The sequence below is a fragment of the Bradyrhizobium sp. CCGB20 genome (genome assembly GCF_024199855.1).
Taxonomy (GTDB): Bacteria; Pseudomonadota; Alphaproteobacteria; order Rhizobiales; family Xanthobacteraceae; genus Bradyrhizobium.
The window spans coordinates 9,152,147-9,167,081 of record NZ_JANADN010000001.1 but is presented as its reverse complement, the minus strand read 5'-3'; the positions used below and the strand labels follow the sequence as shown (position 1 = coordinate 9,167,081).

The 14,935-nt window shown below is 63.4% G+C and carries 12 protein-coding genes; 5 read left to right on the top strand and 7 right to left on the bottom strand.

The features are described from left to right. Positions 1-74: 74 nt before the first annotated feature. A complete protein-coding gene (locus NLM15_RS43150) occupies positions 75-1,403 on the top strand; it encodes a polyhydroxyalkanoate depolymerase (RefSeq protein ID WP_254124734.1) in 1,329 nt (442 codons plus the stop codon). Between the two features lie 311 nt (positions 1,404-1,714). Then, positions 1,715-2,554 carry a M48 family metallopeptidase gene (locus tag NLM15_RS43145; protein ID WP_254124058.1) on the top strand — a complete coding sequence of 280 codons (840 nt, stop codon included), beginning with the start codon at positions 1,715-1,717 and terminating at the stop codon, positions 2,552-2,554. A 177-nt stretch (positions 2,555-2,731) separates the two neighbouring features. On the opposite strand, the gene NLM15_RS43140 is transcribed toward NLM15_RS43145, so the two are convergent. Both NLM15_RS43140 and NLM15_RS43135 read right to left on the bottom strand, forming a co-directional pair. Further along, a complete protein-coding gene (locus NLM15_RS43140) occupies positions 2,732-3,391 on the bottom strand; it encodes a hypothetical protein (protein WP_254124057.1) in 660 nt (219 codons plus the stop codon). A gap of 347 nt (positions 3,392-3,738) precedes the next feature. Next, complete coding sequence (locus NLM15_RS43135; protein ID WP_254124056.1) at positions 3,739-5,952, bottom strand: transglycosylase domain-containing protein; 2,214 nt, start codon at positions 5,950-5,952, stop codon at positions 3,739-3,741. Between the two features lie 167 nt (positions 5,953-6,119). On the opposite strand from NLM15_RS43135, the gene NLM15_RS43130 reads away from it, so the two are divergent. Continuing rightward, complete coding sequence (locus NLM15_RS43130) at positions 6,120-6,545, top strand: DUF1330 domain-containing protein (protein WP_254124055.1); 426 nt, start codon at positions 6,120-6,122, stop codon at positions 6,543-6,545. A 77-nt stretch (positions 6,546-6,622) separates the two neighbouring features. On the opposite strand, the gene NLM15_RS43125 is transcribed toward NLM15_RS43130, so the two are convergent. The 3 genes from NLM15_RS43125 to NLM15_RS43115 form a co-directional block, all read right to left on the bottom strand. After that, positions 6,623-7,849: an ABC transporter substrate-binding protein gene (locus tag NLM15_RS43125; RefSeq protein ID WP_254124054.1), complete on the bottom strand. Its 1,227-nt coding sequence runs from the start codon at positions 7,847-7,849 to the stop codon at positions 6,623-6,625. A gap of 256 nt (positions 7,850-8,105) precedes the next feature. After that, positions 8,106-9,332 (bottom strand): ABC transporter substrate-binding protein, encoded by a 1,227-nt coding sequence (locus NLM15_RS43120; RefSeq protein ID WP_254124053.1) that lies wholly within the window; start codon positions 9,330-9,332, stop codon positions 8,106-8,108. Positions 9,333-9,462: 130 nt separating this feature from the next. After that, on the bottom strand, positions 9,463-9,825 hold the full coding sequence (locus tag NLM15_RS43115) for a DUF1304 domain-containing protein (protein WP_254124052.1): 363 nt from the start codon (positions 9,823-9,825) through the stop codon (positions 9,463-9,465). 84 nt (positions 9,826-9,909) lie between these two features. Here NLM15_RS43115 and NLM15_RS43110 point away from each other — a divergent pair, with 84 nt between their 5' ends. Beyond that, positions 9,910-10,440, top strand: a complete 531-nt coding sequence (locus tag NLM15_RS43110; RefSeq protein WP_254124051.1) for a methylated-DNA--[protein]-cysteine S-methyltransferase — start codon at positions 9,910-9,912, stop codon at positions 10,438-10,440. A gap of 50 nt (positions 10,441-10,490) precedes the next feature. Here NLM15_RS43110 and NLM15_RS43105 read toward each other — a convergent pair whose 3' ends face one another. Further along, positions 10,491-10,895, bottom strand: coding sequence for a nuclear transport factor 2 family protein (locus NLM15_RS43105; protein WP_254124050.1), 405 nt, complete (start codon positions 10,893-10,895; stop codon positions 10,491-10,493). Positions 10,896-11,007: 112 nt separating this feature from the next. Between NLM15_RS43105 and NLM15_RS43100 the strand changes: the two genes are divergently transcribed. Next, positions 11,008-11,907: a LysR family transcriptional regulator gene (locus NLM15_RS43100; protein WP_254124049.1), complete on the top strand. Its 900-nt coding sequence runs from the start codon at positions 11,008-11,010 to the stop codon at positions 11,905-11,907. Between the two features lie 87 nt (positions 11,908-11,994). On the opposite strand, the gene NLM15_RS43095 is transcribed toward NLM15_RS43100, so the two are convergent. Beyond that, positions 11,995-14,784 (bottom strand): [protein-PII] uridylyltransferase, encoded by a 2,790-nt coding sequence (locus NLM15_RS43095; RefSeq protein WP_254124048.1) that lies wholly within the window; start codon positions 14,782-14,784, stop codon positions 11,995-11,997. Positions 14,785-14,935 lie beyond the last annotated feature (151 nt).

Sequence of the window (14,935 nt, the reverse complement as noted above, 5' to 3'; positions counted from 1 at the left end):
AGATGTACGGAACCATGCATTGACGCAATATTACGCATTCGGCAGTATGCTGCGATGCGAAGAGGAATATGACGATGCCTATTGGTGAGTTCGGCGGCGCGCCGCCCCTGGCGGCAGAAGGCAGCCCGGTCCTGACGACGCCGATGTACTGGATGTACGAGATGGCGCAGGCCTCTCTCAATCCGGCGCGTGCGGTCACCGACGCGACCAAGCTTCTGTTTCAGAATCCCCTCAATCCCTGGGCGCGCACCGAGGTCGGCAAGTCGGTCGCCGCGGCCTGCGAATTGTTCGAACGCACCACGCGCCGCTACGGCAAGCCGGAATGGGGCCTCGACGACACCGAGGTCAACGGCATCCGCGTCCCCGTCGAGGTCCGTTCGGTCTGGGAAAAGCCGTTCTGCAAGCTACTCTACTTCGATCGCAAGTTCGCTCGTCCGCTGCGCAGCCCGCAGCCGCGCGTGCTGATCGTCGCGCCGATGTCCGGCCACTATGCGACGCTGCTCCGCGGCACGGTCGAGGCGTTCCTGCCGGCGCATGAGGTCTACATCACCGACTGGGCCGACGCCCGCATGGTGCCGCTCAGCGAAGGCCGCTTCGATCTCGACGACTACATCGACTACGTTATCGAGATGCTGCACGTCCTTGGCGGCAACACTCATGTCATGGCGGTGTGCCAGCCCTCCGTTCCCGTCGTCGCCGCCGTCTCGATCATGGAAGCGCGGCGAGACCCGTTCGTGCCGACCTCGATGACGCTGATGGGCGGCCCGATCGACACCCGCCGCAATCCGACCGGCGTGAACAACCTGGCCCAGGAACGCGGCATCGACTGGTTCCGCAACCACGTCATCACCAAGGTGCCGTTCCCGCATCCGGGCATGATGCGCGACGTCTATCCGGGCTTCCTGCAGCTCAACGGGTTCATCAGCATGAACCTCGACCGGCACATGGACGCCCACAAGCAGCTGTTCGCTAATCTGGTGAAGGGCGACGGCGACCTCGTCGACAAGCATCGCGACTTCTACGACGAATATCTCGCGGTGATGGATCTCTCGGCAGAGTATTACCTGCAGACGGTCGACACCGTGTTCGTGAAGCACTCGCTGCCGAAGGGCGAGATGACCCATCGCGGAACCCGCGTCGATCCCTCGAAGGTCACGCGCGTGGCGCTGATGACGGTCGAAGGCGAGAACGACGATATCTCCGGGCTCGGTCAGACCGAAGCAACGCACACATTGTGCAGTTCGATCCCCGATCATCGCCGCGTTCATTACGTCCAGAAGGGCGTCGGGCACTACGGCGTGTTCAACGGCTCGCGCTTCAAGTCGGAAATCGTGCCGCGCATCCATGACTTCATGGTCTCGGCTGCGAATCCGAGCTCGTTGCAGGCTCTCGCGGCGGAATAGAGCGTTTTCGAGCGAAGTGGCGACCGGTTCGCGTAAAGAAAACGCGTCAAAACAGGAATCTAGAGCCGTTCCGATTCCATCGGAACGGCTCTAGTCGCGTTTTTCGGCTTTCCCGCTGAAAATCGATGCCCGGTCGGGAGTTCCGACAGGGCTGGGTTCCCTCCGGATTCGCGGTATTTAGGTAGCTTTATAGGAGTGAGTCTCCCCTCAACCCTTGGGGGTACCGCATGCATCCAGCGGGGGCGAAAAAAGCCGGTTCCAACCCCAGTCTGTAGGGTCTCCCGGACGCCTAACCCCTGTATATTGGGCAAATGATTTGTTTTTGCGCCGAGCGCTTTCCCTGGCGGCGGTTATGGCAGAATCCGGGCGCCCTCCTGCCCCCCGGACTGACAGACATGGCCACTCGCGCGCTCCTCTATCGACGGCCCCACGAACCGAAGACCCTCCTGATCACCCACGGATCGCAATTCTTTGCGATCCGACTGCGCCGGCATCGCCGCGCGCGCCGCTACACGCTCAGAATTCATCCGAGCGATCGCGAAGCCATCCTCACCATCCCGCCGCGCGGCACGTTGGCCGAAGCCAAGGATTTCGCGCAGCGTCATGGTGCGTGGATCGCGGCACGTCTCGGCCGATTGCCGAAGGCGGCGCCGTTCCAACCCGGCACAGTGATACCGCTTCGCGGCGTTTCCCACCGCATCGTGCATCGTGCCGGCACGCGCGGCACGGTGTGGACCGAAGTGCGCGACAGCGGTGAACGCATTCTCTGCGTCGCCGGCGGGCACGAGCATGTCGACCGCCGCATCAGCGACTTCCTCAAGCGCGAGGCGCGCCGCGATCTCCAGCGCTCGGCGGAGGCCTACGCCGCCGAGCTCGGCGTCAAGGTCAAGCGCCTCTCGATTCGTGATCAGTCCAGCCGCTGGGGCTCCTGCACCTCGGCCGGCTCGCTGTCGTTTTCCTGGCGCCTCATCCTCGCGCCACCCTTCGTGCTCGACTACCTCGCCGCGCACGAGGTCGCCCACCTCGTCGAGATGAACCATTCGGCGCGGTTCTGGCGCGTCTGCGGAAAGGTCTGCCCGTCGATGGAGCGCGCCAAGAAGTGGCTCGACACGTACGGGAATGATCTGCACCGGTACGGGGTCGAGGATTAGGCCCCGCTGGCGAGCCCAGCAAACACTGTCATCGTCCGCCTTGTGCGCGCTTGCGCACTGGGGCGGGCGATCCAGTATTCCAGAGGCGGTTCTTGTCAAACCGAGACGCCGCGGCGTACTGGATTCCCCGCTTTCGCGGGGAATGACAGCGATGAGCGGGGCGGCATCAAACGACGCTCACGTACTGAAATCCGCGCTCGTCCCCGACCGCGCGCGTGTCGCCAGATACGGCGCTTGCTGCTGCGCCATGACCCTTTGGCCCTCGGCCAGCATCGCCTGGAAGGCCGCATCGAGTTGATCGCGGCTGTAGGTCGCAGAACTGCTCTGACGCGGTGTCCATTGCGATTGCGTGATCGCGGTGGGAGCCTTTTCGACGGTGCCGCCAAGCAGCTCGGCGTAGGTGTCGGCGCGCCATTGCGCCAGATCCGGTCCGCTCAGACCGGGAGGATCCTGCAGATTGCCGATCTTCGCGGCCGCCGCGTTGGTCATCGTCGAGGAGCCGCCATTGTACAGAGTGGCCACCACCTTGCCGTCGACTTTCACCCGAGCATAGGTGTTCTCCGGCGCATCGTCCGAGACGGCAGCTTGAGTCGCGCTCGTATCATGGGTCATCAGCCAGTTCGTTGCCATCAGGTCGCGCAGGACAGGATTGTCCGCCACCGATATCGGCTTGGCGCCTGACAGCGGCTTGACCTGCGAGACGTCAATCCGGAAGCCGCTGGTCGCAGCGTCAGTCGCGTCCGGTACCGCAGGCTGGAGACCCGATGTCGCATTTGAAGCGGATGTTGAGGCGGGCCGCAGATGGGGCAATGCCGCGCTGGATACACCGGATATCATGGAACGCTCCTCGCTTACTTGCTCAACCTATGAGAGCAAATCCTGGACCAATAGCGAGAGCCTGAAGAGACTGGTGTTTTTGCTTTCAGGGGGCGCTGGCCTCGGTCGATCTTGCCGCCATGGGCAGGATTTGCCGAAGCGTTCGCGGGGAATGACGGGCAGATGTCAGCGCGTTTCGCGCGATTCCAGTCCTCCGCAGCGACGATTGCGCTGCGCGCTCGATTTTCCTCTCCACATCAAACGCTTCGCACGATCCACCGCGCACCGCGCCAGACATCACCGGCTACTGTGCATGGGGTTGTTTTCGCGATTTTATGTTTCGAGGGTCTCAAGAACCTCGGGAACACCTAGCGATTTCCGCCAAACAGCCGGTCCATCAGCCAGCCGTCGAGCCCTGCCGCCGCTTCCGGCCGCACATTGGCGCGGGTCGGAGGCGGCGGGCGATAGCCGCCATTGGTCGCCGCGACAGGTCCGGGCGCCGCCGCGGTCGGCGGCGACACCTGCGATGCCGCCTGGGCGAGGTTCGACAGGCCCCAGGTCGCTTGCGAGTTCGGCAGGGCCGCCACCGGCACGCCCTCGTGCGCCGCGCGCATGAAGCGCGACCAGACTTCGACGGGCAGGCCGCCGCCGGTTGCCTTTCTGGTCGGCGAATTGTCGTCATTGCCGAGCCACACGCCGGTGACGAGGTTGGCGGTGTAGCCGATGAACCAGGCGTCGCGGTAATCCTGGCTGGTGCCGGTCTTGCCGGCCGCCGGCCAGCCGGGGATCTCCGCCTTCTTGGCGGTGCCGCTGATCAAGGTTTCCCGCATCATCGTGTTCATCATGCCGACATAGCGCGGGTCGATGACCTGATTGCGCTCGTCAGGCTGGCGCATGTAGAGCAGCTTGCCGCTGAGCGTCCTGATCCGCGTGACGACGTGCGGCGCCACCGCGAGGCCGCCATTGGCGAAGGGGGCATAGGCGCCGACCAGCTCGACCACCGAGACCTCGGAGGTGCCGAGCGCGATCGAGGCATTGGCCTCGAGCTTCGAGGAGATGCCGAGCCGGTGCGCGGTGCGCACCACGTTCTTCGGCCCGACCTCGAGGCCGAGGCGGATGGCGACGGTGTTGAGCGACATCGCCAGCGCCTGCGTCAGCGTCACCGCGCCGAAATATTCATGGGTGTAGTTCTCGGGCTTCCAGCCCTTGACCTCGATCGGCGCGTCCTGGCGCATCGTGTCCGGCGTCAGCCCCTGCTCGAGCGCGGTCAGGTACACGAACGGCTTGAACGAGGAGCCTGGCTGGCGTTTTGCCGTGACCGCGCGGTTGTACTGGCTCTCGGAATAGTTCCGTCCGCCGACCATGGCGCGTACGGCGCCGTCGGGCGTCATCGCGACCAGCGCGCCCTGGCTGACATTGAACTTGACGCTCTTGGCCGCGAGCTCGTCGATGATGGCGGCTTCCGCCACGCTCTGCAGCTTCGGATCGATCGTGGTCTCGACCTTGATGCTCTCGTCGATCTGGCCGACCAGATCGTCCAGGACCTCGCCGATCCAGTCGGCGACGTAATTGACCGTGCCGGCGCCGGCCGGCTTCACGTTGTAGGAGGGGTGGCCGATGGAGGCCTGTGCCTGCGCGTCGGTGATGAACTTTGCATCCGCCATCGCCGCGAGCACGATCTGCGCGCGCGCTTCCGCGCCTTCGGGGTTGCGGTTCGGCGCCAGCCGCGAGGGCGATTTGACGAGGCCGGCCAGCATCGCGGCTTCCGCGACGGTGACGTTCCTGGCGGACTTGCCGAAATATTTTTGCGCCGCTGCCTCGACGCCATAGGCGCCCGAGCCGAAATAGACGCGGTTGAGGTAGAGTTCCAGAATCTCGTTCTTGGAATGCTTGCGCTCCAGCCAGATCGCGAGCTCCGCCTCCTGCAGCTTGCGCTGCATGGTGCGTTCCTGGGTCAGGAACAGGTTCTTGGCAAGCTGCTGCGTCAGCGTCGAGCCGCCCTGCGACACGCCGCGATGCATGACGTTGGTGACGAGCGCGCGCAGGATGCCGACGGGATCGATGCCGAAATGCGAATAGAAACGGCGGTCCTCAATGGCGATGAATGCCTTGGGCAGATACGGCGGCAGATCCTTCAGCGAGACGTTGGCGCCGGCCATCTCGCCGCGCTGCGCCAGCATGCTGCCGTCGATGCCGACGATCTGGATCGTCGGCGGGCGCTTGGGGATTTCCAGCGACTGGATCGGCGGCAGATGGGCGCCGACATAGATCACGACGCCGATCACCGCGATCACGCCCCACAGGCTCAGCACCGCGCCCCAATAGACCAGGCGGCCGAGGCCGGCGCCGATACGCGATCTGGATCGCCGCTTGGCGCCGCTGCGGCTCGGCTGCGGCTTCTCGCGCGGCGGCTCGTCACCGGCATCGTCGCTCTTGCGCTTGGCAGGTGATTTCGCTGATTTCTTCGGCTTGTCGTCGCCGCCGGGGATGCGGTCCGCCGCCGTCAGGCGCAGATCGGCGAGCGCCGCGGGCAAGCCGAACAACGGCTCCTTCCGCCCACCCTTTTTCTTTCCCAGCCCCATACGCAATACGCCCGGTCAGCCCGCCCCGTCGCACGCTAGCGGTCGCTGTTTAAGGCCCGGTTACCCCGACGTTAACGCGCGATTAGGAGGTGCGGCATTCGCCTGCCGCAGTTCCGCTTCCCAGGCGCCAGAGCTAGGATCGACCGCATCAAGAAGAGGGAACCCGCATGGGCCACATCGATCCGACCAAGGAGATTTTTGCGCAGTTCCGGGACAACGACCGCCCCGGCCCCATCCACATGCTCAATCTGGTGCGTTTGCGCCAGGAGGCGGCCTATCCTGACGGCCGCAAGGCGAGCGGCGCGGAAGCCTATGCGGCCTATGGCCGCGAGAGCGGTCCGGTGTTCGAGCGCCTCGGCGGCCGCATCGTCTGGCAGGGCAAGTTCGAGCTGATGCTGATCGGGCCGCAGACGGAGCGCTGGGACCATTGCTTCATCGCCGAATATCCCAGCGTCGCCGCCTTCGTCGAGATGATCCGCGATCCCGTCTATCGCGAGGCGGTGAAGCACCGGCAGGCCGCGGTGGAGGATTCGCGATTGATCCGGCACGCGGTGCTGCCGGTCGGGAAGGGCTTTGGAGAAATACCGGAGTAGGAGTTCGTAGGGTAGGTTAGCGCAGCGGTTGCGCGGAGCGCAGTCCGTTGGGCGTAACCCACCCTACGAGAGCAACACTAGCCCGCCGGACCCGCATCCTCCAGGATCGGGCCGAACAGCTCCCAGCGCTCGCCGTTGAACTTCATCATCTGAAGCTGCTTGTTGACGCGGTAGTCGGTGGCCGAGGTGTTGGCCTTGATGCCGGGCAGCGCGATGTCGCTGGTGACGTCCTTCAGCGAAGCCGCCTGCTTCATGACGTTCTCGCGCGTCAGATCGTCACCGCACTGCTTGAGCACATGGACCAGCAGCTGGGCGGTGCCGTAGCCGTAAGTGTTGAAGTTCGAGTCCTTGTCGCCATCCGGATAGTACTTGGCCATGAAGTCGAAATACCTCTTCAGGCCGGCGTCATCCTTCCAGGTCGGATCGAGCGGTTCCTTGCCGTAGTTGACACTGATCAGGCCCTTGGCGGCATCGAGGCCGGCCGGCTTCAGCACCGCGCCGACCGAGGTTGCGTTGATGTCGACGATCTGCACCGGATGCCAGCCCATTTCGGCGATCTTCTTGATCGCCTGCGCCGCCTGCTTCGGCGTGCTGGCGCTGAAGAACAGGTCGGCGCCGGCGTCCTTGATCTTGAGGATCTGTGAATCGACCGTGGGATCGGAAACTTCGTAGGACGCTTCGGTCACGATCATCTTGGCGGCCTTGTCGCCGAGACCGGCCTTGATGCCGTTGAGATAGTCCTTGCCGAGGTCGTCGTTCTGATAGAGCACGCCGATCTTGGCGTTCGGATGCTCCTTCAGGATGTACTGTCCGTAGATGCGGCCTTCGACGAAGTAGTTCGGATTATAGCCCATGGTCCACGGAAAGTTCTTCGGATCGGTGAACCTCGAGGCGCCGGTCGCCGCAAACAGCTGCGGCACCTTCTTGGCATTGAGATATTTCTGGACGGCCGCGTTCACGGGCGTGCCGATGATCTGGAAGGTCAGCAGCACCTCGTCGCTCTCGACGAGCTTGCGAATCTGCTCCACGGCTTTCGGCGGCGAATAGGCGTCGTCATACTGGATCAGATTGATCTTGCGGCCGTTGATGCCGCCCTGGTCGTTGACCATCTTGAAATAGGCGGCCTGGGTCTTGCCGATCGACGAATAGGCCGACGCCGGTCCCGAAAACGGCATGGTCTGTCCGACCTTGATCTCGGTGTCGCTCGCGCCCGGATCATATTTTTTCTGGGCATTGGCCGCGGAGACCGACAGCGCCAGGGTCAGCGCCGTTGCGGTGGCCAGATGCAGCATTCCATTCCTCATTCGCAATTTCCTCAGCTTGTTATTGCCGATGATCGATCGGGCGCGCTGTTGCGCGCCCGATGCCATCGCTGAGGGCGAGTGTGGAGGAACGATTGTTGCAACGCAAGGTGGACGGAGACACTCAGTTCGTAGGGTGGGTTGGCCGAAGGCGCAACCCACCACTGTCTGTCTCCGCAGAAGCGAAAGGAGGTGAGTTACGCCAGCGGACTGCGCTCCGCGCAGCCGCGAGCTAACCCACCCTGCGACCGCGACAGAACTAACCCGCCGGCCCGTTGTCCTCGATGATCGGTCCGAACAGCTCCCAGCGCTCGCCGTTGAACCTCATCATCTGCATCTGCTTGTTGACGCGGTAGTCGTTCGGGCCGGTGTTGATCTTGATGCCGGGCAGCGCGAAGCTCGGGGTGAAGTCCTTGATGTTGGCGACCTGCTTCATCACGTTCTCACGCGACAGGTCGTCGCCGCACTGTTTCAGCACCTGCGTCAGCAGCTCGGCGACCGAGTAAGCATAGGTGTTGACCGTGTTGAGCTTGTCGCCTTCGGGGAAATACTTGTCCATGAATGCGAAGAACGCCTTCACGCCCGGATCGTCCTTCCACTGCGGATCGCTCGGCTCCTTGCCGTATTGGGTCGAGATGATGCCCTTGGAGATGTCGAGGCCGGCCGGCTTCAGCGTCGCCGAGATCGGACTCGCATTGATGTCGAGGATGTGCACCGGATTCCAGCCGAGCTCGGCCACCTTCTTGATGGCCTGCGCCGCGAATTTCGGTGTCGAGGCATCGTAGAAGAGATCGGCGCCCAGCGACTTCAGCTTGACCACCTGCGAATCCACCGTCGGATCGGTGACTTCGTAGGAGACCTCGCCGACGATCATGCTGGCCGCCTTGTCGCCGAGGCCGCTCTTGAGGCCGGCGAGATAGTCGCGGCCCATGTCGTCGTTCTGGTAGAGCACGCCGATCTTGGCGTTGGGATGCTCCTTGAGAATGTATTTTGCGTAGATCCGTCCCTCGGACACGTAGTTGGGATTATAGGCGATGGTCCAGGGATAGTTCTGCGGATCGTTGAAGCGCGCGGCGCCGGTGGACGCCAGGAGCTGCGGGATCTTCTTGCCGTTGAGATATTTTTGCACGGCGGCGTTGGCGGCGGTGCCGATGATCTGGAAGGTGAAGAGGACTTCGTCGCCTTCGACGAGCTTGCGCACCTGCTCGACGGTCTTCGGCGGCGAATAGGCGTCGTCATACTGGATCAGGTTGATCTTGCGGCCGTTGATGCCGCCCTGATCGTTGATCATCTTGAAGTAGGCGGCCTGCGTCTTGCCGATATTGGCGTAGACGGAGTAGGCGCCGGAGAACGGCACGGTCTGGCCGATCTTGATCTCGGTGTCGCTCGCCCCGGTGTCGTATTTCTTCTGGGCGAGGGCTTGGCTGGCTGAGAACGCGAAGGCGAACGCAGCCGTGGCAGCTATAAAGGCTCTGCGATTGTTCATCTGGGTTGTTCCTCCTGGCGGAATTTCCGGCCGACGGTCTTTTCCCGTTGATAACGGTCGCCATCGCTGCCGAAGATTGTGGAGGAAGGTCCGGCGCCGCGCAAGGATCGCGGCGCTGCGCCGAAGCGTCTCAGGTCAGGAGCAGGGCAACCAGCGCGACCGCCGCCGGGAGCGCCTGTACGAGCAGGATGCGGGTGCTGACGGTCGCCGCGCCGTAGGCGCCGGCCACGATCACGCAGAGCAGGAAGAATGCCTTGATCTGGAACGCGAAGGCCGGGTTGCCGTGGATGATGCCCCAGATCAGCCCCGCGGCGAGGAAGCCGTTATAGAGCCCCTGGTTGGCGGCCAGCACTTTCGTGATCTCGGCCTTTTCCGGCGTATTGCGGAATGTCTTCAAGCCCAGCGGCTTGTCCCAGAGAAACATCTCCAGGATCAGGAAGTAGGCGTGCAGTGCGGCGACCAGCGCCACCAGGATATTGGCGATCCAAATCAAGTTGAGCCCCCCAGCTTTCGGGTGGACCTTAGCACGGTCGGCATGGCAAGTGCGATGGCGTGTTTCGATGCAATGGTGGCGCAAATGGCCGTTCGATCAATCAAGACGCCCGAACGTTTCGGCCTCGATCGGCTGCCGACGCCGATTGGGATCGCGTTGCTCGTCACCGATGCGCAAGGTGCCTTGCGCGCGCTCGACTGGCACGATTACGAGCACCGCATGCGCGAGCTCTTGCGCCTGCATTACGGCGCGGTGGATCTGAACGATCGGCCGGCGCCGACACAGATGCGGACTGCGCTGTCACGTTACTTCCAAGGCGATCTCGGCCAGCTCTCGGGCATTGCCTGGCGCATCGCCGGCACGCCGTTCCAGCAGAAGGTCTGGACCGCGCTGGCGCAAATCCCTGCCGGCACCACGATGAGCTACGGTGCAATGGCTGCGAGGATCGACATGCCGAAGGCCATCCGAGCCGTCGGCCATGCCAACGGCTCCAACCCGATCAGCGTGGTGCTGCCCTGCCACCGCCTGATCGGTGCCGATGGCTCGCTGGTGAAGTACGGCGGCGGCCTCGAGCGCAAGCGCTGGCTGCTGCGGCATGAGGGCGTGGAGGTTTGAGGGCCCGTTTGAGAATGTGTGAGCGATTGGCGGCGGTGTAACCGAAACCGTCAGACTTTCGACGTCATCACCTTCTGCACGATCTTCCAGGTCCCGTTCACCTTTAGGCATGACAACAGGTCCGTGAAGGAACGCGGCGGAATCTGCAATTTCACCTTCAAGAGCGCGAGCTCTCTTTCAATATCCACCGACAGGATCTGATCGTCGCGCTCGAAGCCCTGTTGCTTCGGAGCTTTCATGTTGCGGACCGCTGCCAGCCAGGTCGCAATCGGCGTCACGTCCACGTTGCCGTCCTCGGCGACCTTCGTCACGGAACTCAAGGGGTGGAATATGGATGCAAATTTCTCGGCATCCATTTCATAGGCGGCATCGAAATAGGTCTGCGCAAGGGAGCGCAAGGCGGGAGCGTCCGTATCCATCGTCATCCTCAAAGCTGTTACACCGAACTCATTCATGCGGCTCGGCCAGCTGTGCCGAGCGTCACCTGCTTGCGCATGACTAGGGCAACGTGGCTTATGAGACTAGTCGCCTTGCATGGCATGGGCTCATGAGCGATATTCATGAACGATGACAAACGAAATGAACGAGCTCGCTACGTTTGCAGTCGTGGCCAGTGAACGAAGCTTTACACGCGCTGCGACAAAGCTGGGTGTGTCTCAGTCTGCCCTCAGCCACACCATCCGGAGGCTTGAGCAACGGCTTGAGCTGCAGCTGCTCGCGCGAACAACCAAGAGCGTTGCACCAACCGCTGCGGGGGCCGCTCTCCTGGAAGACTTGTCGCCCGCACTCGAGCAAATTCGGCATGCCCTCGACAAAGCCCGAAACGTTCGGCACCGACCCGAGGGTCGCCTTCGAATTGTCATGTCACGATCAGCTGCCGTGATGGTATTGCTGCCGCGGCTAAGGGCTTTCGCCGAGGCCTACCCTGACATCGTCCTGGACGTTGTCACCGTCACTGGCCCCGTGGATCTTGTTGCAGGCGAGTTCGATGCCGGTATTCAGCTTGGCGAGTACATTCAAAAGGACATGATCGCGGTTCGTGTCACGCGCGAATTGCGATTGGCGGTCGTAGGGTCGCCGCGCTATTTCGCTTCACGACGCATCCCCGAAAAGCCAAAGGATCTCAACGATCATCGATGCATTACCCTGCGTCTTGCGGGTGGCCCATATCGGTGGGAGTTTGAGCAGGGACGAAAGTCGGTCACGATCAACGTGAACGGGCCGCTCGTCATTGACGATACTCACCTGGTGATTCAGGCGGCGCTCGCCGGAGTTGGTGTCGGAATCGCCTATGAAGAGCAGGTCGTCGGATATATTGCGCAGCGCCGCCTTGTCAGGGTGCTGGAGGATTGGACGCCGCCAATTCCCGGCTTCTTCATGTATTATCCCAGTCGTCGGCATCAGCCAGCCGCGCTGTCTGCCCTCGTGAATGCGCTGCGGCTCTCTGAACAAAAGCCGGCGCGATGATTAGCAAGGGGTTGAAGGCATAGCGTGCCGACCTCTCATCATTTCCAGAGCGCCGCGTAGCGGCGAGCCCGGAATGACGAGAGAAAGTCACGCCGCCGGCTGAACCGCCTTGTCGCCGGCCATCACATGGGTCAGCGCGCTCTTGATCGCGGACTGGCGGGTCGGCGCGTTGATCTGTGCGCCGAGGAGGTCGGTGACGTAGAACACGTCGCGGGCGCGCTCGCCGAAGGTCGCGACATGGGCCGAGGCGATGTTGAGGTTGAGCTTCGAGATCGCAGTGGTCAGCTCGTAGAGCAGGCCGGGGCGGTCGAGGCCGGAGACCTCGATCACCGTGTAGCGGTCGGACCATTGATTGTTGATGGTCACTTCCGGCTCGATCACGAACGGCCGCGCCTTGCTGCGCACGGTGCGCCGCGCCACCACTTCGGGCAGGCGCAGCTTGCCTTCCAGCACGTCCTCGATCATCTCGCCGATGCGCGTGGCGCGCCGGCCCTCGTCCTCGTCGCGGTCGTATTCCCTGGAGATCGAGATCGTGTCGAGCGCGCGGCCGTCGGTCGTCGTGTAGATCTGCGCGTCGACGATGTTGGCACCGGCCGAGGCGCAGGCGCCCGCGATGATCGAGAGCAGCCAGGGATGGTCGGCGGCGAAGATCGTGAGCTCGGTGACGCCGCGCACCTCGTCGAAGCCGACATTGATCGCGAGCTTGTGGCCGGCCTGTTCGCTGGAGCGGACGAAGCGGGCGTGGCGGATCTTTCGCGGCAGCTCGACCTTGAGCCAATAGGCCGGATAGTGCCGGCCGATATAGGCATCGAGCTCGTCCGCCGGCCATTCGGCGAAGGCCATGCGGAATTCGGCGTAGGCGGCCGTCAGGCGCTTGCCGCGGTCGACTTCCGAGAAGCCGCCGGTCAGCACCGGTTCGGTTTCATAATAAAGAGAGCGCAATAGCTGCGCCTTCCAGCCGTTCCACACGCCGGGACCGACGCCGCGGATGTCGGCGGTGGTCAGGATCGTCAGCAGCTTCATCTGCTCGACCGACTGCACCACGGCGGCGAAATTCTCGATCGTCTTGCGGTCGGAGAGATCGCGCGATTGCGCGACCGTGGACATCGTCAGATGCTCCTCGATCAGCCAGGCCACGAGCTCGGTGTCGGCCGCGCTGAAGCCGAGCCGCGGGCAGAGCCGCCGCGCCACCTTGGCGCCGGCGATCGAATGATCCTCGGGCCGGCCCTTGGCGATGTCGTGCAGCAGCGTCGTGATGTAGATCACGGCGCGATGCTCGGGCCGGATCTTGCGCATCAGATCGCTCGCCAGCGCGAACTCCTCGATGCCGCCGCGTTCGATGTCCTGCAGGAAGCCGACGCAGCGGATCAGGTGCTCGTCGACGGTGTAGTGATGATACATGTTGAACTGCATCATCGAGACGATCTTGCCGAAAGCGCGGATGAACTGGCCGAGCACGCCGGTCTCGTTCATCCGCCGCAGCACGATCTCGGCGTTGTCGGAGGTCAGGATCTCCATGAACAGCCGGTTGGCTTCCGGATTTTCGCGAAGCTGCGCGTTGATCAGGCCGAGCGAGCGCGTCACGTCGCGCATCGCGTCCGGATGGAAGGCCAGGTTGTTCTTCTGCGCCAGGCGGAAGATCCGGATCAGATTGACCGGGTCGTGCTTGAACACGTCGGGCGCGGCGACGTTGATGCGGTTGTTGTCGACGATGAAATCGTCGCTCTCAGGCACGCGCCGCTTCACGGGGGTGGGGCGCAGCCGTGCCATCATCCGGCTCAGCACCGGCGCAGGCTTGGCCTGCTGGTCCTCGAGCTTGGCGCAGAGGATGGCGGTGAGGTTGCCGACTTCCTTGGCGACCAGGAAGTAGTGCTTCATGAAGCGCTCGACGTCCTGCATGCCGGGATGCGAGGTGTAGCCGAGCCGGACCGCGATCTCGCGCTGGAGATCGAAGGAGAGGCGCTCCTCCGCGCGGCCGGAGTAGAAGTGCAGGTTGCAGCGCACCGACCAGAGGAAGTCGGCGCAGCGGCGGAAGGTGCGGTATTCCTGCGCGTCGAACACGCCGCGCTCGACCAGCTCGTCGGTGTCGCGGACGCGGTAGACGTATTTGGCGATCCAGAACAGCGTGTGCAGGTCGCGCAGCGCGCCCTTGCCGTCCTTGACGTTGGGCTCGACCAGATAGCGCGACTGGCCGCCGCGGCGATGGCGCTCCTCGCGCTCGGCGAGCTTTGCAGTGACGAATTCGGACGCCGTGCCCTGCACCACGTCCTTGTCGAAGCGCGCGACCAGTTCGTCATAGAGCGGCTGGTCGCCGGTCAGGAAGCGCGTTTCCAGGATCGCGGTGCGGATGGTCATGTCGCCGCGCGCCTGCCGGATCGACTCATCGACCGAGCGCGTGGCGTGACCGACCTTCAGCCCCATGTCCCAGAGGCAATAGAGAATGGCTTCGGCGACCTGCTCACCCCAGGCGGTCTGCTTGTAGGGCAGGATGAACAAGAGATCGATGTCGGATTCCGGGGCCATCAGGCCGCGGCCATAGCCGCCGGTCGCGACCACCGCCATGCGCTCGGCTCCGCTGGGGATCGGCGAGCGGTAGAGATGCCGGGTTGCCGCCGAGTACAGGATGCGGATGATCTCGTCCTGCACGTGGCAGAGTCGCTCGGCGCAGCGGCGGCCGTGACGGTCCTTCAGCAGGATCGCCTGTGCCGCGGCGCGGGCTGCGATCAGCTCGGCCTTGAGCAATTGCGCCATGGCCGTCCGGAACGTGTCCTCGCGGCCCTCATGCTTCTCGGCAAGCGCATCGACCGCGACGGTGATCCGCGCGGTGTCGAAACGATCGTCCACCTCGGCCTTGTGCTCAGTCGTGACGCTGTCCATGCTTCACCGGATATAAGAGGTGACAGGCGCTGTCACCCGCCATTCTCGGGCAATAGTCGTTCCATGCTGGAAAGCTGCGGCTTTGGACAAATCTGTTCTCGGGCGGCGCGCTTTCGGGAGAGTGATTTTCTCGTTGACCTCTAGATATAAC